The 20,385-nt window shown below is 62.7% G+C and carries 20 protein-coding genes and 1 pseudogene; 11 read left to right on the top strand and 10 right to left on the bottom strand.

Annotated elements, in window-relative coordinates:
* Window positions 1-66: 66 nt before the first annotated feature.
* A complete protein-coding gene (locus E1956_RS44525; protein WP_134760352.1) occupies window positions 67-990 on the top strand; it encodes a LysR family transcriptional regulator in 924 nt (307 codons plus the stop codon).
* An 89-nt stretch (window positions 991-1,079) separates the two neighbouring features.
* Here the strand turns inward: E1956_RS44525 and E1956_RS44530 are convergent, their stop codons facing one another.
* Together E1956_RS44530 and E1956_RS44535 are read right to left on the bottom strand one after the other, a co-directional pair.
* Window positions 1,080-1,757, bottom strand: a complete 678-nt coding sequence (locus tag E1956_RS44530) for a hydrolase (RefSeq protein WP_134760354.1) — start codon at window positions 1,755-1,757, stop codon at window positions 1,080-1,082.
* A 535-nt stretch (window positions 1,758-2,292) separates the two neighbouring features.
* On the bottom strand, window positions 2,293-3,999 hold the full coding sequence (locus E1956_RS44535) for an FAD-dependent oxidoreductase (RefSeq protein WP_134760883.1): 1,707 nt from the start codon (window positions 3,997-3,999) through the stop codon (window positions 2,293-2,295).
* 275 nt (window positions 4,000-4,274) lie between these two features.
* Here E1956_RS44535 and E1956_RS44540 point away from each other — a divergent pair, with 275 nt between their 5' ends.
* Entirely contained in the window at window positions 4,275-4,505 is a 231-nt protein-coding gene (locus E1956_RS44540; RefSeq protein WP_134760356.1) for a hypothetical protein, read from the top strand.
* 39 nt (window positions 4,506-4,544) lie between these two features.
* Here E1956_RS44540 and E1956_RS44545 read toward each other — a convergent pair whose 3' ends face one another.
* On the bottom strand, window positions 4,545-5,231 hold the full coding sequence (locus E1956_RS44545; RefSeq protein WP_134760358.1) for a hydrolase: 687 nt from the start codon (window positions 5,229-5,231) through the stop codon (window positions 4,545-4,547).
* A 501-nt stretch (window positions 5,232-5,732) separates the two neighbouring features.
* Between E1956_RS44545 and E1956_RS47275 the strand changes: the two are divergent.
* Window positions 5,733-5,999: pseudogene (locus E1956_RS47275) on the top strand (IS630 family transposase); the annotation flags it as partial.
* Window positions 6,000-6,894: 895 nt separating this feature from the next.
* Here the strand turns inward: E1956_RS47275 and E1956_RS44555 are convergent.
* From E1956_RS44555 to E1956_RS44580, 6 genes are all read right to left on the bottom strand, one after another.
* On the bottom strand, window positions 6,895-8,439 hold the full coding sequence (locus E1956_RS44555; protein ID WP_134760360.1) for a methyl-accepting chemotaxis protein: 1,545 nt from the start codon (window positions 8,437-8,439) through the stop codon (window positions 6,895-6,897).
* Between the two features lie 571 nt (window positions 8,440-9,010).
* The gene (locus tag E1956_RS44560) at window positions 9,011-9,355 is read right to left on the bottom strand and encodes a zinc ribbon domain-containing protein YjdM (RefSeq protein ID WP_134760362.1); all 345 of its coding nucleotides are present in this window, start codon (window positions 9,353-9,355) and stop codon (window positions 9,011-9,013) included.
* Between the two features lie 130 nt (window positions 9,356-9,485).
* Window positions 9,486-9,674 (bottom strand): ribbon-helix-helix protein, CopG family, encoded by a 189-nt coding sequence (locus E1956_RS44565; protein WP_134760364.1) that lies wholly within the window; start codon window positions 9,672-9,674, stop codon window positions 9,486-9,488.
* Between the two features lie 270 nt (window positions 9,675-9,944).
* Window positions 9,945-10,244: a class I SAM-dependent methyltransferase gene (locus tag E1956_RS44570; RefSeq protein ID WP_134760366.1), complete on the bottom strand. Its 300-nt coding sequence runs from the start codon at window positions 10,242-10,244 to the stop codon at window positions 9,945-9,947.
* Window positions 10,241-10,420, bottom strand: a complete 180-nt coding sequence (locus E1956_RS44575; protein ID WP_134760368.1) for a hypothetical protein — start codon at window positions 10,418-10,420, stop codon at window positions 10,241-10,243. Before E1956_RS44575 ends, E1956_RS44570 begins: the two co-directional genes overlap by 4 nt.
* Window positions 10,421-10,465: 45 nt before the next feature.
* A complete protein-coding gene (locus E1956_RS44580; RefSeq protein ID WP_134760370.1) occupies window positions 10,466-10,909 on the bottom strand; it encodes a hypothetical protein in 444 nt (147 codons plus the stop codon).
* Window positions 10,910-11,173: 264 nt separating this feature from the next.
* On the opposite strand from E1956_RS44580, the gene E1956_RS44585 reads away from it, so the two are divergent.
* The 8 genes from E1956_RS44585 to E1956_RS47910 all read left to right on the top strand — a co-directional run bounded on the left by E1956_RS44585 (window position 11,174) and on the right by E1956_RS47910 (window position 19,780).
* Window positions 11,174-12,013, top strand: a complete 840-nt coding sequence (locus tag E1956_RS44585; RefSeq protein WP_134760372.1) for a fused MFS/spermidine synthase — start codon at window positions 11,174-11,176, stop codon at window positions 12,011-12,013.
* A gap of 25 nt (window positions 12,014-12,038) precedes the next feature.
* Complete coding sequence (hyfB, locus tag E1956_RS44590) at window positions 12,039-14,048, top strand: hydrogenase 4 subunit B (RefSeq protein WP_134760374.1); 2,010 nt, start codon at window positions 12,039-12,041, stop codon at window positions 14,046-14,048.
* The gene (locus tag E1956_RS44595; protein ID WP_134760376.1) at window positions 14,045-14,995 is read left to right on the top strand and encodes a respiratory chain complex I subunit 1 family protein; all 951 of its coding nucleotides are present in this window, start codon (window positions 14,045-14,047) and stop codon (window positions 14,993-14,995) included. Before hyfB ends, E1956_RS44595 begins: the two co-directional genes overlap by 4 nt.
* The gene (locus E1956_RS44600) at window positions 14,996-15,655 is read left to right on the top strand and encodes a formate hydrogenlyase (RefSeq protein WP_134760378.1); all 660 of its coding nucleotides are present in this window, start codon (window positions 14,996-14,998) and stop codon (window positions 15,653-15,655) included.
* Window positions 15,648-17,111, top strand: a complete 1,464-nt coding sequence (locus E1956_RS44605) for a hydrogenase 4 subunit F (RefSeq protein ID WP_134760380.1) — start codon at window positions 15,648-15,650, stop codon at window positions 17,109-17,111. The genes E1956_RS44600 and E1956_RS44605 overlap by 8 nt, the downstream gene beginning before the upstream one ends.
* Before the next feature lie 3 nt (window positions 17,112-17,114).
* Window positions 17,115-18,677, top strand: a complete 1,563-nt coding sequence (locus E1956_RS44610; RefSeq protein ID WP_134760382.1) for a hydrogenase large subunit — start codon at window positions 17,115-17,117, stop codon at window positions 18,675-18,677.
* Entirely contained in the window at window positions 18,674-19,192 is a 519-nt protein-coding gene (locus E1956_RS44615) for an NADH-quinone oxidoreductase subunit B family protein (RefSeq protein ID WP_232072500.1), read from the top strand. Before E1956_RS44610 ends, E1956_RS44615 begins: the two co-directional genes overlap by 4 nt.
* Window positions 19,193-19,420: 228 nt before the next feature.
* Window positions 19,421-19,780: a response regulator transcription factor gene (locus E1956_RS47910; RefSeq protein ID WP_134760386.1), complete on the top strand. Its 360-nt coding sequence runs from the start codon at window positions 19,421-19,423 to the stop codon at window positions 19,778-19,780.
* Window positions 19,781-20,105: 325 nt separating this feature from the next.
* On the opposite strand, the gene E1956_RS44625 is transcribed toward E1956_RS47910, so the two are convergent.
* Complete coding sequence (locus E1956_RS44625; RefSeq protein WP_134760388.1) at window positions 20,106-20,369, bottom strand: hypothetical protein; 264 nt, start codon at window positions 20,367-20,369, stop codon at window positions 20,106-20,108.
* Between the last annotated feature and the right edge of the window lie 16 nt (window positions 20,370-20,385).

Below are 20,385 nucleotides of genomic sequence, written 5' to 3' on the forward strand. Positions count from 1 at the left end.
GTTGGCATGGGGTTGTCCCCAGTGCCGCGGCAGGCCCGTCAGACGTTCGTCGACTCGATAGCCAACATGCAAAATCTTCCCGACCTTGAAGCCTGGGCCATCTTTTCGCGCGTCGCCGAAACCGGCTCGTTCGCGAAAGCCGCCGAGCTGCTCGGCATCTCGCAGCCCACCGTCTCCAAGGCCATTGCCCGACTCGAGCAACGGCTCGGCACGATGCTGCTGTACCGCACGACGCGAAGGCTGTCGCTCACGCCAACCGGGGAGCTGTTGCGCGAGCGCGTGGTCGACCTGCTCGCGAATGCCGAAGTGTTCGAGAGCGAGGCGTCCGTGCTGGCGATCGAGCCGCACGGCGTGATCCGCATGAATGCGCCGATGTCGTTTGGCCTGCGCTATCTCTCGCCGCTGCTGCCCGCGTTTATCGAGCGCTTCCCGGGCGTGGACGTCGAGCTCACGCTCACCGACCAGCTGATCGACGTCGTGGCGGGCGGATTCGATGTGGCGATCCGCATTGCCGAGCTCGACGATTCCACGCTGCGCTCGCGCCGCCTGTGCGCGGTGCGCCGGCCACTCGTGGCGGCGCCCGCCTACCTCGAACGGCATGGGCGGCCGGCTCACCCGCGCGATCTCGAGCACCATGCGAGCCTCACCTATTCGAACATGTCGACGCCGGACTTCTGGCGCTTTCACCACACGGCCTCGGGCGACGAATATGCGGTGCCGGTGCGCGGGCGCATCCGCTCCAACAATGCGGACGCCATCGTGCCCGCGCTGATCGCCGGCCACGGCCTCGCGCTGCAACCGGAGTTTCTCGTGTGGGAGGCGCTGCAGCGAGGCGAACTCGAGCACGTCATGAGCGACTGGGCCATCGCCGACATCGATGTACACCTGCTCACCCCTCCCGGCATGTTGCGCACCGCGCGCGTGACCGCGCTGCTCGACTATCTCGTCGAGCATCTGTCCCACGCGCCGTGGGCCATGTCCGAGCGTTGAGCGCGCGGCGGTGTGCCGTGTGGGGCTGCTGTTGCGGCGCGCTCGCGAGGAGCGCGCCGCAACAGCTCGTGCAGAAACGAGACACGCGCTTAGTGCGCGGCGACCGCCGGTTGCGACTCATGGGTCGTGGCCGTGCGCTGCGGTGCCTTGTGGACCATCGTGTAGGCATAGTCGATGCCCATGCCGTAGGCGCCCGAGTGCTCCTTGGCGATCGCCATGACGGCGTCATAGGTCTCGCGGCGCGCCCATTCGAGCAGGACCTGCTGCCAGGTGACAGGCACGACGCCCGCGTGAATCACGCGCTGCATCGCGTAGTCGTGCGCGTCCTTGGACGTGCCGCCCGACGCATCGGCGACCATGTAGATCTCGTAGCCGCCTTCGAGCATCGCGCACAGCGCGAACGTCGTATTGCTCCAGACCTCGGTCCACAGACCCGCCACGACCACCTTCTTGCGGCCGTTCGCGGCCAGCGCGTCGCGCACCTTCTGGTCGTCCCACGAGTTCATCGAGGGGCGTTCGAGCGTCTTTTGGTTCGGGAACACGTCGAGCACCTCGGGATACGTGAAGCCCGAGAAGCTTTCCGACTCGACGGTCGTGATCGTGGTCGGGATCTCGAACACCTTGGCCGCCCTGGCCAGACCAACGACGTTGTTCTTGAGCGTCTGGCGGTCGATCGACTGCACGCCAAAGGCCATTTGCGGCTGTTGATCGATGATGATCAGCTGGCTGTTTTGCGGAGTGAGTACTTCAAGCTTCGGATTGTTCACGACGCGTATGCCCTATGAGTTGAAGAGAAATGAGACCGCCTCGTCGTAGTGACGACGCTGGGTCCATAGTGCATTACGCTGGGGTAAGTGCTCATCCAGCTGCCGCCATTTGACACGGAAACGCAGCGAAGGAACACCCAAAATATTGAATTAATTCAATTCCAAAAAGATTCCCGTTAAATCGTCTTAAAATAACTTAAACAGGCTTTTCTTATTAATTAGAGAAACCCGATACGCTTTGGGCAAATTGCCGTGTTGCGCCTGTCATGAGTCGACTGCCTGGCCTTGGTGCTGACGCTCATTCACCAGAACCGATGCCGCGTACAGCACGCGCGCTCTTATCCTCGACCACCCCGATACGCCAAGCCCCCCTTGCTATTTCGCGTACAAGCTCGCCTGATCAATTCGGGCTTAAGTTGAGAGCATTGCCCCGCACAGGGGCAACACGGATAGATCGATACGAAACCGGGGAATTGCCAAAGCGCGACAACCAGCGCCGAAAGACCGAAGTCGTCGCCACGACGCCCGCCCCCCCTCAGGACACCGTATCGCAAGCATCCGCATTCTCGAGCCACGCATGAATCTGCCCCACCACGGCCGCGCCATCGCCTACAGCGGCGGCAACGCGCTTGGGCGCACCCGCCCTCACATCGCCAATCGCAAACAACCCCGGCACGCTAGTCTCCAGCGGAAAGCGCCCCAAGTCCTCACCGTCGCCAGAAGGCCCGGTCATCACAAACCCACGCTCATCGAGCAGCACACCACTTGACGCCAGCCAGTCGGTCATCGGATCCGCCCCGATAAACAGAAAAAGATGCCGGGTCTCAACGACCTCACTACCGGTTTCCCGATGCCGGATCCGGATCCGTGCGAGCCCGCCCTCGCCGGCCTCAAGCGACTCAAGCGCGCAATCCGGGCAAATCGAAACATTGTCCAGAGCACCAATCCGATCGATCAGATAGCGCGACATCGTCGCTTCCAGACTGCGCCCGCGTATCAGCACCCGCACACTCCTCGCGAAGTTCGCGAGAAACACCACAGCCTGTCCCGCCGAGTTTCCGCCGCCGACGATCACGATGTCACGGCCCCTCACAAGCCGCGCCTCGATAGGCGAGGCCCAATAGTAGAGCCCACAGCCTTCGAGGCCCTCGAAGCCAGGTACGGAGGGACTGCGGTACGCCGCGCCGCTCGCAGCCACAACCGTGCGCGCGCGCACGTATTGCCCATCGGACAGCTCCAGCGTGAAGCGGTCCTCTGATCGCGTGATACACGCGACTTCGGTCGGTATCGCCACGTGAGCGCCAAATTTCAACGCCTGCTGGAACGCGCGCGCCGCCAGCGCCTGCCCCGATATCCCGGTGGGAAAACCCAGGTAGTTCTCGATGCGCGCGCTCGCGCCTGCCTGGCCTCCAGGTGCGCGCCGGTCGAACACCACAACCGATAGCCCTTCCGATGCCGCGTAAACCGCTGCTGCCAGACCCGCGGGTCCAGCTCCGATGATCGCAATATCATAGCACTGCGATGGGCAGAAGGTCGGCATCAAGCCCAGTCGCGTGGCGAGTTCCGCTTCGTCCGGCGCCCTCAGCACCGACCCGTCAGGGCAAAATACCAGAGGGAAGTCGTCCGGTTTCGAGGTCAGGCTCGCGAGAAACCGTACGGCCTCCGAATCATTGCGGGAGTCGATCACCGCCGCAGGATGGGCGTTTCGGCGCAAGAATCCCTGCAGTCGAACCAGCCGCGCGTCGTCGCCATGTCCAACGATGATGGGGCCAAGGCCCTGCTCGATCAGCCCCAGCCGCCTCAGGATCAATGCGCGCATGATGTGCTCGCCAAGCTGCGCGTCCGCGATGATGAGCGAGCGTAGTTGGTCCGGCTGGAGGATCAGTGTCTCGCAATCGGTCACCGCAATGGCGTCCACGAGTGAAGGCTTGCCCGTGAGCTCCGCCATTTCGGCCATGAAATGCCCGTCGTGGTGCTCGGTCACGAGCGTCATGCGTCCTTGCGGGTCGCGCGAATAGATCCGCACGCAGCCGCGCAGCAGAACGAACAGCCCATCCGAGACGCGCCCCGTTTCGAATATCAAATCGCCGGCCTTGAACGTTTTGGGGCGTCCAAAGCGCGTCGCACTCTCTATCTCCGCACGGGAAAGTCGCGGAAACATCTGGTGTTGCCGGTGCTCGAGGGACGAAAAAGGCGCTTCGGATTCGTGCGGGCTTACGCCGGTATTGCCTGGGTCTTTCATTTGATACCTCACCGGCCGGGCGGGTAACGCTCGTGCCCGCCAGCCTTGTTCAGTTCCCGTCTCGATGGTAGCGACGTCAAGCGTGAAATGCGTCATCGAAGACTGAATTGTTGTGAAGAGAGCGTCCGTTCGATGCGAAGCGCACCGAGACGGTTCCTCGTGATGCATTGCATACCGCGCAAGGCGTAATTGCGCTCGTGTCGTCTTCCGGCGCAGCGGTTTCGCGCGTAACCTCATTCTGATTTCGGACGCGCAGATGCCGCGTCGGCGGCGCAATGGATCTGCGCGTCGATCAATACCCGCACTTTGAAAAATATGTCACTGATTCACTGACCGAATCGCGCGCCGGGCACGCCGATTCAGAGGACAGCGATATCAGCGGTCTGCCTTACCTGCTGGCCGACCGTTCCTCCCGGGCACACATGCCAGATCAATGGCCTTGCGGACATCGACAAGAACCTTGTCACGCCGCCCACCATGCCTGTCAGCGCAGCGCGTTCGCATGAAACGCGTCGCGCTGGCAGGCACGGTCCCGCGGCGCTCGATCAGCGCGCCGGCACCGGCGGCAGTGCCTCATGCGGCGTGACCGTGCGCTGCGCTGCCTTGTGGACCATCGTGTAGGCGTAGTCGACTCCCATACCGTATGCGCCCGAGTGCTGCCTGGCAATTCCCATGACTGCGTCGTAGGTTTCACGGTGAGCCCAGTCGCGTTGCCATTCGAGCATGACCTGCTGCCACGTCACAGGCACGACGCCCGCCTGGACCATGCGCTGCATCGCGTAGTCGTGCGCGTCCTTGGACGTGCCGCCCGACGCGTCGGCCACCATGTAGATCTCGTAGCCGCCTTCGAGCATCGCGCAAAGCGCGAACGTCGTATTGCAGACTTCCGTCCACAGGCCCGCCACGATCACCTTCTTGCGGCTGTTCGCAGCAAGCGCGTCGCGAACCTTCTGGTCGTCCCACGAGTTCATTGACGTGCGTTCGAGCACCCTCTGGTTCGGGAAGACGTCGAGGAGTTCGGGATACGTGAAGCCGGAGAAGCTTTCCGACTCGACCGTCGTGATCGTGGTCGGAATATTGAACACCCTGGCCGCCTTGGCCAGGCCGACCACGTTGTTCTTGAGCGCCTGGCGGTCGATCGACTGAACGCCAAAAGCCATTTGCGGCTGCTGGTCAATGATGATCAGCTGGCTGTTTTGCGGGGTGAGTACTTCAAGTTTTGGGTTGCTCATGATGCGTATATCCTTTAAATCAAAATGAGAAGAGATAGCCTTGCGGGCACGACCGGGTGGCGTCTTCCAACATGCACGGCGTTGTGGGATCGTCGTCCAGCGTCCAATACTTGGCGTTTAATCCCGGAAAAACAATGAAAAAGATGGAATAAATGACATTTCTGTGATTTGTTAATTCGCACTACTAGTCATTGTTACTTAAATCATGAAAATCGCGAGATTATTTAACAAAACCGATGTATTCGGTCACCATTCGATCATCCTTAAAGCCGTCTCTCCTTAATGTGAGCGCTCCACATACAATTCAGAATATCAACTGCGCGCAAAGCAGCGTTGCGTCGCGGGCAAGCAACGCCTACATGACGTACCAGATCAGCGACGGCTCGACGCTACGGCCAGTCCTTTCCTGCTGGATCGTTTGGCCGGGTTATAGGAACCCGTATTCTGAGGATTCATGCCCAGTGTTCTGCGTGGCACTTGATACGAGGAGGCATCGATGAGCGGGCGCTGGCATTGCTGTCGCGCATCGTGCTGGCCCGTGCCGATGGGATGGACAACGAGACGGTCGCGGCGAGACAGCGCGTCACTCAGCAAACGGTTTCGATAGGGCTGGCGCGGTTCGCAATCCATCGTCTGGACGGACTGCTCGACGCACCTCGGCCCGGCACGCCGAGAACGATTAATGACACGGGTGTCGATGCGGTCATCGCAAAAACGCTTGAGTCCGTGCCTGTCGGAGCGACGCACTGGACCACGCGCACGATGGCTCCTCCAAACGAGCCTTGGTAAACGTCGCGCGCACCGGCTTCAAGAACGACTGCGTGACTTCCCGTGCGGACGCAAAATTTTTGTGCGGCCTCATACGCCACCTGGTTTGCGCCCGCTGTCCCCCTTGTCGGCGCAGCGTGTGCCGATACCATGTACTTCCCATTTCCGGTATCCATCACGTCGCTTGCCGTCACACCGCCGGTCAAAATGATAGGTGCGAACAGCATATAAAGAGTTTTCGTGATCTTCCCCGCTTTCCGTTATCGCGCATTATGAGTGGTCGCGACCAATCACAATGAGACCTGGATCCAGCCGCCGGATAAGAAACGCCTCGATTGAGGCAGCTTCGAAAGAGCTCTCGCCATGGAGTCCTATCATACGTACCGCATGTGCTCCGTCCAGCTTCGCCCTCGGGGGTGCGAACCAGGCACCTGGTCGAAGCGATGCCGACCAGCACGATGCCAGACTTCAGTCCGAAACCAGAAATCGGTCGTGGTTTTTGGGGCCCTTGATCCAGCCGGGCATGCGGAGCGGCAGGTCGCGCCACGGGTTTGTGCACGCAACGGCAGAAGTTACCGGCAGGAACGATCCCCTGCCGGCTGCGCAGCGAAGACCTCAATCGAAGGAGGCCGGCCCTCTGCGCGCTCGCCGCGCATTGCCCGCCGCTGAGGCTAGCGAGACTATGACGTGCCTCTCGATCGTGGCAGGCCAGCAGCGCTGGTGGTCACACTGTCGAACGCGTCTTCTGGATCGCAACCGGCATCGTGCCGGTCGTGGCCGATCACCCGCTGCCAGCATGAATGACGCGCGCGCGTTGGTGCACCCTGCTCCAGCCCGGCTGCCTCGACGATGCTTTCCAGTCCCTGCGACGTCCGCAAGTTTTTGCAGTGTGGCGTCAACGAAAGACGCTTACGGCCTCTACAAGTCTCGTAGCCTGCTGCCTGAGGCTATCTGATGCAGCGGTGCTCTGCTCAACCAGCGCAGCGTTCTGTTGCGTAATGGTGTCAAGATCGCTCACCGCCTGGTCGATCTGGGAAACACCACTGTTTTGCTCTTCCGTTGCAGACCGGATCTCCGCAATCAGGTCCGATACCCGCCTGACCTGCGTCACGATTTCATCCATGGTCCGGCCAGCGTCGTCGACCAGACTGGAGCCGGTCTCGACCTTTTCGACACTGGTGGAAATCAGGTTTTTGATCTCCTTTGCAGCGTTCGCGCTACGCTGGGCGAGCGCGCGAACTTCCCCGGCAACGACCGCGAAACCGCGGCCCTGGTCGCCGGCGCGTGCGGCTTCGACGGCCGCATTCAATGCCAGAATATTGGTCTGGAACGCGATTCCGTCGATGACGCCGATAATGTCCGCAATTCTGTGCGAACTCGCGGTGATTTCATTCATCGTGCTGATCACTTCCGCTACCGCCTTCCCTCCCTTCGCAGCCGCATCGCTCGCGGAGCCCGACAGTGTGTTGGCCTGCATCGCGGTTTCCGCATTGCTCTTCACGGTAGCGGTCATCTGCGTCATCGATGACGCGGTCTGCTGCACATTCGAGGCGGCTTGCTCCGTGCGTTTGCTGAGGTCGTTGTTGCCCTGTGCGATCTCCTTGATCGCGCGCTCGACGGTCATAACCTGCTCGCTCACGTCGTCAATGAGCCACCGGAACATGAGCCCGAGCTGGCTGATCGTACGCAGCGTCATGCCGATCTCGTCGACGCGGTCCATATGAACCGCCTTCTGGCTTTCGCCCGATGCCACGCGCAGAGCCTGTTCCAGCACCTTCTCCATCGGCCGGGAGATCTGTCTTTCGAGCCACAGTGATACGAGGAGCAGACATGTCAGGGCAAATGCACAGAATGCTGCGAACGGAATCTCCCTGACCCCCGAAAGCCAGGCAGCCCCCAGGATGAACGGCGCCGTCACAAGCAACGAGGCGCGAATTCGCCAGCGGACCGTCATGGTCTTGAGGATCGAAGTCCAACCCGCCAGGCCCGTGCGAACAATCAGACCTTTGTAGAATCGCTGGCTGCCCGCCTTGTGCTCGCGGAACTGACGATAAAGGGATTCGGCAGCCTCGACTTCCTCGCGCGAGGGCTTGGTGCGCACCGACATGTAGCCGGATGTCTGACCCTTGCGCACCACTGGAATGGCATTCGCGCGTACCCAGTAGTGGTCACCATTCTTGCGCCTGTTCTTGACCAGCGCGGTCCACGGCTCTCCTCCCTTGAGCGTCGCCCACATATCAGCAAACGCCTCTTGCGGCATGTCGGGATGGCGCACAAGGTTATGGGGTTGGCCCTGAATCTCGTCCTGCGAAAAGCCGCTCGCGTGAATGAACGCGGCGTTCGCATAGTTGATGTAGCTCTGCGTGTCGGTAGTCGACATCAACGTTGCGTCGTCCGGAATTTCGAACTCTCGCTGCGTGACTGGCTGGTTGTTGCGCATACCCTTTCCCCCGAAAAGAATGATGCGGGCCGCTTTGGCCATCTCATTGTGCGAGCCGGAACACCAAATGTGTCCTGCCCGGGCTGACGTCCCCTGTTTATCGTCAGCATTTGAACGAACTTTAATGCAGCGTGGGTTTCCCTCTAACCGCATCCAGACCAATCATATAAAGAGGATAACTTATCATATTGGTTATTTCAGGCATGTGGAAAGGTAGATGCCAGAGGCAGCTACTTTCATCGCACCCCAAACGCGTCATTGCCCATTGGCCGTCGCCCGGTCATGGCTGACCCGATTGTCAATCCATGATAATGCAATGATGCCAGTATGTGAATATCATTGGTTTGCGTGAACGAAGCCACACGATCGCCGCATCTGGACGATTGCCGGCAAACGGGTGCGCGCGATTCATCCGGCATCGGCCGCGTCAACCCGGGGCTGGGCCGGCTAAAAGGAGGGAATAGTGAGGCAATCGCGCCAGCACGGCGCGAAGCATGTCAAGCAAGAGAGGGGTCCGATGGCCAGGACCGCGGTCCCGGACAGCCAGCATTCCTGCGTCACGTGACGCAGGTCACGCCTTCCGGACAAATTCCGATTTCAGGCTCATTGCGCCAAAACCGTCGATCCTGCAATCGATGTCGTGGTCGCTGTCCACGAGGCGGATGTTCTTCACCCTGGTGCCCATCTTGATCACCCCTGCCGAGCCTTTCAGCTTCAGGTCCTTGATCACCATGACTGTGTCGCCGTCCTGCAGGACATTGCCTGCCGAATCGCGATAAACCTTCGCGGCAGCCTCGGCCGGCATGGTGGCTTCTCCCACGGCCCATTCGTGGGCGCACTCCGGGCAAATATAGAGAGCCCCGTCTTCATACGTGAATTCAGAATGGCATTTGGGGCACGGCGGCACTGCGTTCATCGATCAATCCTGGCGCCAGGCGCTGGCGCACTTTAATGGCCTCGAAAACCCCGCGCCATGCGCAACCGCCCCACCACGGACTGTCCGAACGAGGCCGTGAATGCGAAGGCGGCGGAACCGGGTGAGCAAGTCAACGGCGCGTCCGCGTGCCGACAGTACTCTTTGTTTTGTAGGTAACGCCGTGCTGCGCGAGATATTCGCGGATCAATTGACGGACGACCTGCGAAGGTGTCAGATCCTGCGCTGCGCACAGTTCTTCGAATGCAGCCTTCTTTGCTGGATCGATCAGAATCGTCAGTCGGGCGCTTTTGGTTTCCATCACGCAGAGATCGGTCGTTCCAATATGTTAATCAAATTATAATCGAAACCGGACGCCAGCGGGCGACTTGTTGCGCCGCAGCCGTCAGTACGCGGCATCGCGCGGCGGCCGCGACGCACCCTGTCGCTCCCAGTCGAATGACGCGCCGCGCTCGAGCGCGGCAATGACGACAAGCAGGTCCACCCTGCGCCAGCGAATCGCCGAACACGCTGCTCAGCGCGTATAGATAGTAATGAAAGCCAGCCTCGTCCGTGACGAGATTGACCACCATCACGCCGTCGTCGCCAAGGCGCTACCAGCATGCGTGGCAGCATTCACGCGTGCCGAGGCTTGCGGGCAGCCATTGACCCCGAATCCGTCGACCAGCTGCACGTCGGGCCGGTGGCCTCGCATGGCGACATACTCCGCACCGTCCGCGCACACCACAAAGAAGCACGTGTCATCAGCCGGCAAGTGAAACACATTGCGCAGCGCGATCACGTGCGGGTTGATTTCGACGGCGGCGATAACCGACTCCGGCCGATAGCGATAGCAGTACTTCGCGAGCGAGCCGCCACCGAGGCCGATCATCGTAATGCGTCCCGGCGCTGAAAGCCCATCATCATGCGCGTGTAGCCAGGCGCGAGCGCGCAGGGGTCGCGCCGCAACATTGCGCTCGGAACGACGCGCGCATCGAAGAACAGCGAGACAACCTGATCGTTCTCCACGATCAGCGGCGTGTCGCGCGCCTTTCCCGCGTGACGCATCGCCCCGCTATGCCCAGCATAGGTCTCCAGGCAGCCTCGCACCCATCATGCCGCATCCGCGCCGGCCTTCAGCAGGAACTCACGCAGGCGCCCATCCCAGTCGCTATCCCGCACGTTAACCGCGGTGGTTTCGATGCACGCCATCTGCCGGTCAAGGCGAATTGCGCGCAGCAGGTGAACCGGCAGCGCGTCGCCAAAGAACCGTCCGGCGTCGTCGAGCAGGAGGCTCGGCTTGCGCCTGTAGCGCGCCGCGATGACCGAAAGCGAGTCCTGAACGTGACGCGCGGACTGCGCCGGATAGACGAACACCACGTTGACACCCGACGCGTCGAGCCGGTCGCACGCGGCCGCAAAGTGATGGAGCATCTCGAACCCGCGCCCACTTGCCCGGCCCACGCCCACGGCAACGAGCCCCCGCTCACCGGCCGCCTCACGCAAAGGCAAACGCTTGTGTTCGTGCGTCAGCAATGGAACATCGACGTCGATCATGGCAAATCTCTTCCCGCCTTCGCACCGAATGCCAGCACGGCGACCTCGCGACCACCGCAAAGGATAATTACATGTTAATGCTATTTGCATATAATGTAAACGTCACCGGAGCCAGGCGAGGAGCACAACGATGCCCAGCATCCGTATTGATCCGGTCTGGTCACGCGTGAACGATTTTGCTAGCATGATAAGATCATTATCATAGTGTGGTAATCATATGCGCTCTCCACGAGCAGCATGACACAAGGCGCCTGAACATCACCCATGCCTAGCTGGAAGAATCCGGCGTTCCCATCCGGTCAGGATGTGCTCGACGCCTTTTTCCCGGAGTTGCCGCGCCGGCACCTCGATGTGCCGGTGGTTCGCGAGGGACTACGCACACGCAGCCTCTGCTTTGGCGTGCTCGACGTCCAGACTGCCATGTGCAAGAGCGACCCACTCGCGCTACAGCTCCCGTACACGCGGGCCATGATGGCGTTCGAACTCTTCCAGCCGGCCCCCTCGCACATCCTCGTCGTCGGACTGGGTGGCGGATCGCTCTCGAAGTACTGCCACTGCCGTTTTCCCAGGGCCGTCGTCACCACCATCGAAATCGACGAACGCGTCATTGCATTGCGCCGACAGTTTCATATCCCCGCCGACTCCGCGCGCTTTCGCGTGATCCATGCCGATGCCGCCGCGCATCTCGCCGAACTCCACAACGATGCTGATGTCATCCTGCTCGATGGCTTTGATGCTTTTGGCCTGCCGGCTAACCTGGCGAGCCACGCTTTCTACGACGCATGTCATGCCGCCCTGCGCGAGAACGGCGTACTGGTGGCCAATCTCCTCGAGCGCGGCAGTCGCGCGGCGGCCTGTCTCGAACGGATCGGGTACGCCTTCGGGCAGCGGCCCTTCTGCACGCATGCGGTGCGCGGCGGCAATCCGGTCGCCATGGTGGTAAAGACCGCGTCTGCGCCGGACTGGCCGGCGCTGCACGCCCGGGCGCGCGACATCGCGCTTCGCGGCGGGCTCGAATACCACGCGCACGTGAAGAACATGGAACGCAACGATAGCGGCCGCCCGGCGCGCAACGCTGTGGCGTGCGTCGTCCACGGCACGTGACTGACGCAATCGGAGACCCGGCTCGATGGACCATCGCTTCGTGATCCAGCTCGCACTGCTCGTTGTCGCCGGCTGGCTGACCATCGGGGCAACGGGGTTCGCGTTTATGCGCCGCACGCGCGTGGTGGCCCACGGCCTCTTCCCCGCCGGCGCGCTGCTCGGTGCGCTGCTGTGCGGCGTCGGCCTCGCTGGCGTATCTGGAGACGCGCAAGCGGTCGTGCTGCCGCTCGGCCTGCCCGGCTTGCCCTTCCACTTCAGGCTCGACGCGCTTTCGGCGTACTTTCTCGCGGTCCTTGGCATGGTGAGCACCGGCGTGAGCGCGTTCTCGGCCGGCTATTTCCGCAAGGGCGAGGGCACGCCACCCGGCCTGCTGTGCTTCGAGTACCACGTGTGTCTCGCGAGCCTCGCGCTCGTGCTGCTCGCCGCCGACGCCTACAGCTTCATGGTCGCGTGGGAAACGCTGACGGTGTCCGCCACGTTCCTCGTCATGACCAATTACCGGATCGCCGAGATCCGCGCTGCCGCCTTCCTCTACTTCCTGATCTCGCACGTCGGCGCCCTTGCGCTCCTGCTGTGCTTCGGCCTGCTGCAGGCCAACACTGGCGACTACACGTTCGCCAACATGCGCGTGCAGCATCTGGACGCGTTCTGGGCGTCGGTCGCTTTCATGCTCGCGCTGGCAGGCTTCGGCGCGAAGGCGGGCATCTTTCCGCTGCACGTGTGGCTGCCCGATGCGCATCCGGCCGCCCCGTCGCCCGTATCGGCACTCATGAGCGGTTTCGTGCTGAAGGCCGGGCTCTACGGCCTGCTGCGCACGGTGTTCGACCTGCTGCACCTGCAGATCGCCTGGTGGGGCGTGCTGCTGCTCGCGCTCGGCCTGTTCACGGCACTTTTCGGTGTGGTGTTCAGCGCGATCCAGACGGACATGAAGCGGCTCCTCGCATACTCGTCGATCGACAACATCGGCCTGATGTTCGTGAGCATGGGGCTCGGGGTGCTGTTCCGCGCCTTCGGCATGAACGGGCTCGCGGCCCTCGCCCTCACCGCGCTGCTTTATCAGGTCGCGAGCCACGCAGCATTCAAGAGCCTGCTGTTTCTCGGCACCGGCGCCGTACTGCATGCCACCGGGGAGCGCAACCTTGGCCGCCTCGGCGGCCTGATCCGCACCATGCCCTGGACCGCCTGGACGGCGCTCGCGGGCGCCTTCGCAAGCGCGGGCCTGCCGCCGTTTTCCGGTTTCGTCTCCGAGTGGCTGCTCCTGCAAAGCTTCCTCTTCACCCCCGGGCTGCCAAACTCGTTCCTCAACATGGTGGTGCCCGTCATCGCGGCGCTGATCGCGCTTGTCGCCGCGCTGGCCGGCTACACGATGGTCAAGTTCTTCGGCATCGTCTTTCTGGGGCAGCCGCGTGAAGCCAGGCTTGCGCGCGCCCGCGACGCCGGCGCCTGGGAGCGCGCAGGCTATGTCTGGTTCGTTGCGGCGAGCGTGCTGCTCGGGCTGCTGCCCGTCCAGGTCGTCGGCGTGCTGGACCAGGTCACCCGGCAGATCGCCGGCGCCGACCTCGGCTCGGCCGCGCGGGGACACGGCTGGCTGCTGCTCGTGCCCACCAGCGTCGATCGCGCGAGCTATATGCCCGCCGTCTTTCTCGCGTTCTTCGTGTGCTCCTGCGCGCTCGCATGGGTGCTGGTGCGCCGCTTCTATCACGGCCGTGTGCGCCGCGCGGCGCCCTGGGCCTGCGGCTTTCCGTTCGTGACTGCGCGGATGCAGGACACGGCCGAAGGCTTCGGACAGCCGATCCGCGAAATCTTCACGCCGTTCTTCCGGATCGACAGGCAACTGCCCTCGCCGTTCGATACACAGCCTGTCTACCGCGTCGTCGTCACGGACCGCGTCTGGAGCGCGCTCTACGCGCCGCTCGCGCGCGCCGTCGCGCGCATCGCGCAACTCGTCGGATCGCTGCAGACCGGCCGCATCGCCATCTATCTGACCTACAGCTTTTGCGTGCTGATCGTCCTGCTCGTCGTGGTGCGCCGATGATCACGCCATCCGGACTGCTCTCGCAGGGGCTCGAAATCCTCGTGGCGCTCGCCGCCGCGCCATTGCTGTCCGGCTGGGTCGGAATCTGCCGCGCGCGGCTGCAGGGACGCCGCGCCCCCAGCCTCTGGCAGCCGTACCGGATGCTGCACAAGCTCTTCCACAAGGAGTCGGTCGTCGCGGAGCACGCCAGCCCGCTACTGCGCCTCGCGCCATATGTCGTGTGGGCCTGCATGACGCTCGCATGCGCGATCGTGCCAACGCTTTCGACCGATCTGCCACTCTCGCCAGCCGCCGACGCCATCGCCCTTGTGGGCCTCTTTGCCCTCGCGCGCGTCACGATCTCGCTGGCCGCGATGGACGTGGGCACCGCCTTCGGCACGCTCGGCGCGCGACGCGAAATGCTGGTGGGCTTCCTCGCCGAACCCGCATTGCTGATGGTGCTGTTTTCCGCCTCCCTGATTACGCAGTCGACGCTGCTCACGCGCATCGTGGACACGCTCAGTCACCGGGAACTCGCCATCTATCCGAGCCTCGCGTTCGCGGGCATCGCGTTCTCGATGGTGTCTCTCGCGGAAAACGCGCGCCTGCCGGTCGACAATCCGGCCACGCACCTCGAGCTCACCATGATCCACGAAGCGCTGATCCTCGAGTACTCGGGCCGTCATCTCGCACTGATCGAATGGGCTTCGAGCCTGAAGCTCTTTGCCTACTCGTGCATCGGCCTCGCGCTGTTCGTACCGTGGGGTATCGCCGAGGCGGGCAACCCGCTCGCGCTCTTGCTGGCCGTTCCCGCACTGTTCGCCAAGCTGTTCGCGGGCGGCGCGCTGCTCGCGCTCGTCGAGACGCTCAACGCGAAAATGCGGCTCTTTCGCGTGCCGGAGTTCCTCGCGACGGCCTATCTGCTCGCCGTCATCGGCATGCTCGTCCACTTCCTGCTGGGGGCCTGAATGCACGGCTTCGCCACGCAGATCGTCAACTTCCTCGCCGCGATCCTGCTGCTGCTCTCGTTCGCCATGCTGAGCCAGCGACGCATGCTCGCGCTGATCCACCTCTATACGCTGCAGGGTCTCGCGCTCGTCCTCGCCGAGCTCGTACTCGGCTTTGTGACGGGCGATGCGCACCTGTATGTCTCCGCTGCGCTCACGCTCGTGCTCAAGGTGGGGCTGATCCCCTGGATCCTCTACCGTCTCGTGCATCGACTGAACGTGACTAGCGACGTCGAGTCGCTGCTCAACATCCCCATCACGCTGCTCATCGGCATCGGGCTCGTGATCGTCGCGTTCAACGTTGCGCTGCCCGTGAGCCAGCTCGCCTCGTCGGTCGCGCGCGGCACGCTCGGCATCGCGCTCGCCTGCGTGCTGCTGTCGTTCATGATGATGATCACGCGCGCGAAAGCGATCCCCCAGGTGATCGGCTTTCTCTCCATGGAAAACGGCCTTTTTTTCGCCGCTGCGGCCGCCACCAACGGCATGCCGATGATCGTCGAGCTCGGCGTAGGGCTGGACGTGCTGGTGGGCATCCTGATCCTGGGCGTGTTCATGTTCCAGATCCGTGAGCAGTTCGACAGCCTCGACATACACCACCGCGAGAAACTCAAGGATGAGTGACGCCACGGTCCTGATGCTGGTTCTCGGCCTGCCGCTCGTCGCGAGCGCCAGCCTCGCGCTTGCCGGCGCGCATCGCGCCGCCTCTGGTCTGAACGTGGGGTTCAGCCTGCTGACCTTTGCCGCCACGCTGCTGCTTGCCCGGCAAACGGTCGCGCACGGTCCGGCCTTCGCGTCCGGCCACCTGTTCTTCGTCGATCCGCTGAACGTTTTTCTCGTAGCGCTCACTGCCTTCGTCGGCTGGACCACGTCGGTCTTCTCGAAGCCGTACATGCTCACCGAGCGTGACCGCGGCCGCATGAGTGCGAAGCGCATGCGGCTGTTCCACTGCATGTACCAGCTGTTCATCTTCGCGATGCTGCTCGCGCTGCTGACGAACAACATGGGCATTCTGTGGGTCGCCATGGAGGCGGCCACACTCGCGACGGTCCTGCTCGTGAGCCTGTACCGCACCGCGGCGAGCCTCGAGGCCGCGTGGAAATACTTCATCCTGTGTGGTGTCGGCATCGCCCAGGCGCTGTTTGGTACGATCCTGCTCTATCTCGCTGCCAGCCGGGTGCTGGGTGGGGGCGACGCGCTCCTGTGGAGCAGCCTGAATGCCGCGAAGGCGAGCCTCGATCCCACCATCGTCTCGCTCGCATTCGTGTTCCTGCTGGTCGGGTACGGCACCAAGGTCGGCCTCGTGCCGATGCACAACTGGCTGCCCGACGCCCATGCCGAAGGCCCAACGCCCATATCCGCAGTGCTCTCCGGCCTGTTGCTCAATGTCGCGCTCTATGCGGTGCTCCGCTGCAAGGTGCTCGCCGACGGCGCGCTCCAGAACGGCCTGCCAGGACGGCTGCTCGTCGGATTCGGGGTCGTCTCGGTGCTTGTCGCAACCTTCTCGCTGTTCCGGCAGAAAGACGTGAAGCGGCTTTTTTCTTACTCATCCATCGAGCACATGGGCCTGATGACGTTCGCGTTCGGGCTGGGCGGCCCGGTCGCCACGTTCGCGGGCCTGCTGCACATGACCGTCCATTCACTCGTGAAGTCGGCCATCTTCTTCACGGTCGGCCATGCGTCGCAGAAAGCCGGCACCCAGGCCATCGAGGGCATCCGCGGGCTGCTGCGCGTGAGCCCCGTTGTCGGCTGGGGCATGATGCTCGGCGCGCTCGCCATTCTGGGCATCCCGCCGTTCGGCGTGTTCGCGAGCGAATTCCTGATCCTCACAACGACGATGCACGCGCTGCCATGGGTGGCGCCGCTGCTGCTGATCGCGCTCGCGGTAGCGTTCGCCGCGATTTTCGTGCGCGTGCAGGGCATGGTGTTCGGCGATACCACCACGGCAAGGACGCTCGAGCATCGACCGGCACTGCTGCCGGTGTTCATTCATCTGGCCATCGGGCTGATGCTCGGGCTCTATGTTCCCCCCTGGCTGGCAGCGTGGTATCGCGAGGCCGGCGCCATGATCGCAGGATGACCCATGCGAATCGACGCTTTCGGATTGCCGGGCCTTGATCCCCTCGCCACCTTTACCGGAACGCCCGCGGCGACGCTCGCGCAGGTCGATGCTGCCGCATGGATCGGCACGGCGGCCGCCGTCCACGAAGGCGATGGACGGCTGATCACGATGTGGGGCACGCACGATCGCGATGGCGCGTTCACCATGTGCGCCGCCTATGCGCTCGAGGACGGTCTGCTGTGGGTCCGGCTGCCGCTCGGGGACGCCTCGCACGGCGTGCGCGCGTATCCGGATCTCTCGGCGCGCTTCCCGGGCGCGACCCGCATGCAGCGCGCCGTCTACGATCTGACGGGGCTGCGCGCGAGCGGCGCCGCGGACGAGCGCCCCTGGCTGAACCACGGACTCTGGCCCGCCGACTATTTCCCGCTGCAAAAGTCCGTGTCCGGCACGGAGCGCTTCGAATCGCATGAAGGCGAATACGCGTTCACGCAGGTCGCGGGAGACGGCGTGCACGAAATCGCCGTGGGACCGATTCACGCGGGCGTCATCGAGCCCGGACACTTCCGCTTCTCCGTGGTCGGTGAAAAGGTCCTGCGGCTCGAAGAGCGGCTCGGATACACGCATCGCGGCATCGAGCGCCTGTTCGAGCGCACGCCCGCCCTCGCGGGTCACCGCGTGGCCGCGCGGATAGCGGGCGACAGCGCGGTGGCGTTCACCTGGGCGTACTGCATGGCGCTCGAACGTGCACTGGGCATCGCCATTCCCCCTCGCGCGCAATGGCTGCGCGCCCTGCTCCTCGAACGCGAGCGGGTTGCCAACCATCTGGGCGACCTCGGCGCGCTCGGCAATGACGCCGGATTCGCCTTTGGACTCATGCAGTTCTCGCGGATGAAGGAGGACTGGCTGCGCATGAACGAGCGCGCCTTCGGCCATCGCTATCTCTTCGACGTGATTGCGCCCGGCGGTCTTGCGGGTGACCTCGAACCGGACACGGCCCACGCCATCTCCGACCAGTGCGAGCGCATCGAGCGCGACGTCCGCTCGTTGCGGCGCATTTACGACGACCACCCGGGTTTGCAGGATCGTTTCGCGAATACCGGCACACTCACTGCACAGGTCGCGGCGCATTTCGGCGTTTGCGGACTGGCCGCACGGGCTAGCGGCGGCACAATGGATCTGCGCGTCGATCACGGCCCGACGCCTTACCGCGAGATCGGCGCGCGCGCCGTCAGTGAAGCACGCGGCGACGTGGCGGCACGCGTCGCGCTGCGCTTTCGCGAGATCGAGGAGTCGCTCCGGCAGATCCGCGCGATCCTCGCAGGGCTGCCCGCGGGCGATATGGCCGTACCGTTGAATGCGGACGCACCGCCCTCCCATGGCGTCGGCTGGATAGAAGGCTGGCGCGGCGACGTGCTCGTTGCGCTGGAAACGGGCACGGCCGGCTCCCTGGTCCGTTGCCATTGCCACGATCCGTCATGGCAGAACTGGCCCGCGCTCGAGCACGCCATCATCGGCAACATCGTGGCCGACTTTCCGCTCATCAACAAATCGTTCAACCTGAATTACGCGGGGCACGACCTGTGACGTGGCAACTTCTCAAGCGGACCGCCAGCACGCGCGTGCCGGCCACATCGATCCCGCAGGATGGTGACGACTGGCGCACGGAGTCCCAGCGGCTGCACCAGCAAATTCTCGACGTGCTCGGGCACGCGCTGTGCATCCGGCAAATCGACGCCGGATCCTGCAACGGCTGTGAACTCGAAATTCACGCCCTCAATAATCCGTACTACAACATCGAGGGACTGGGGATCCGCTTCGTCGCAAGCCCCCGGCACGCGGACATGCTGCTGGTGACAGGACCGCTTGCGCTGAACATGCGTGATGCGCTTCGGCAGGCATACGAAGCGACGCCTGAGCCCAAGCTGGTCGTTGCCGCCGGCGAGTGTGCATGCACGGGCGGCATATTCAAGGACAGCTATGCCGTCTGCGGCCCGCTCTCGCAACTCATTCCCGTCGATGTCAGCATTCCGGGCTGTCCACCTTCGCCGGTTGATCTTCTGAGAGGCATTTTCGCTGCACTGCGCGCCGCGAAAAGCTAGCGGTGCACCTCGCCCCTGTCAAAGCCATTTTCAAATCTCCCCTTCGGGGGTGCGGCGGAATCGAGCAGTTGAACATCAGCCTCATGCATCGGCAAATTCACACTCTGGACCCGCAACGGACCATCAGATTCATGACATCGAGTGGCCTAAACTGAAGCTTGTGCAGGCTTTTGCCGTATCCACTGGCTCGGCGTAGCATTTCATTATCCAAATCAATCCCCCTGGCTCATGCAGACAATTCTTATTGTGGATAACGATCCCGCGATCATCGTTGCGTGGAGGCGCATATTGCGCTTGAAAGACTTCGAGGTCGCGACCGCTAGAGACGCTGACGCGGGTCTGGCTGCCGCGAACGATCTACTCCCGGCCCTGATCATTACAGATCGGAATATGCCTGGAATGAATGGTATTGAATTTTGCCACCGACTCAGACGTAATTCGAAGCTGACTAAAATTCCCATCATCCTGGCCAGTGCAGGCGAGAAACCAACCTTGAGCGAACCTCTATGGGATGTGTATTGGCAGAAGCCCGTGACCTCGAATGTCATGCTCGGGACGATAGAGCGGCTTCTGGCGAGACCCCGCTAGTGGCGCCGGAAACGGTCGCTCTTGCGAGACGCTACAGATGAGCGACGCTCAACAGCGGTCGTTCGCCACCCCAACATTGAATTTCCGTGGGTTGCCGAGAGCACCAGTTCGACGAGCCTCCACGGACCGGGACGTTGAAATCGTCGAAGGCAACTTTAGGGCGGTTTCTGTGAATGAGTACAGTCGGCCAAGTACGAAGAATGCCCACTTTCCCACGCGGACATTCGGACGTCGGTTCCGCCCCAGACAACGGACTTCCGCGTAGATCATGTTAGTCGAGTCGTCGGCCATTACGGTCGGTCCATTTTGGCACTGGTACACCCGCTCAGCTTAGTCGTTCGACAAGGCCAGCGCGAACGGCTGCTAATCGCATTGACGAATATACTTTCGTCCTAGCAACCGCTTCGAGGAATTCGCGAGCCACGTTGGTAACTTCATAGATTTCGACTTGCTGCTCGCCGGTGACGCCGAGCCGCGACTCGAGTCGATTTTCGACAGCTATTGAAATAGCCCGAGAGTTTATCCCCTGACGAGCCTCGATAGCTCGCCCGAGAACCTGGCCGCGCGACATGCGGCGTTCGAGCGGCATGGGTCTCTGCTACCGC

Source organism: Paraburkholderia pallida (assembly GCF_004524855.1).
GTDB classification, from domain to species: Bacteria; Pseudomonadota; Gammaproteobacteria; order Burkholderiales; family Burkholderiaceae; genus Paraburkholderia; species Paraburkholderia oxyphila.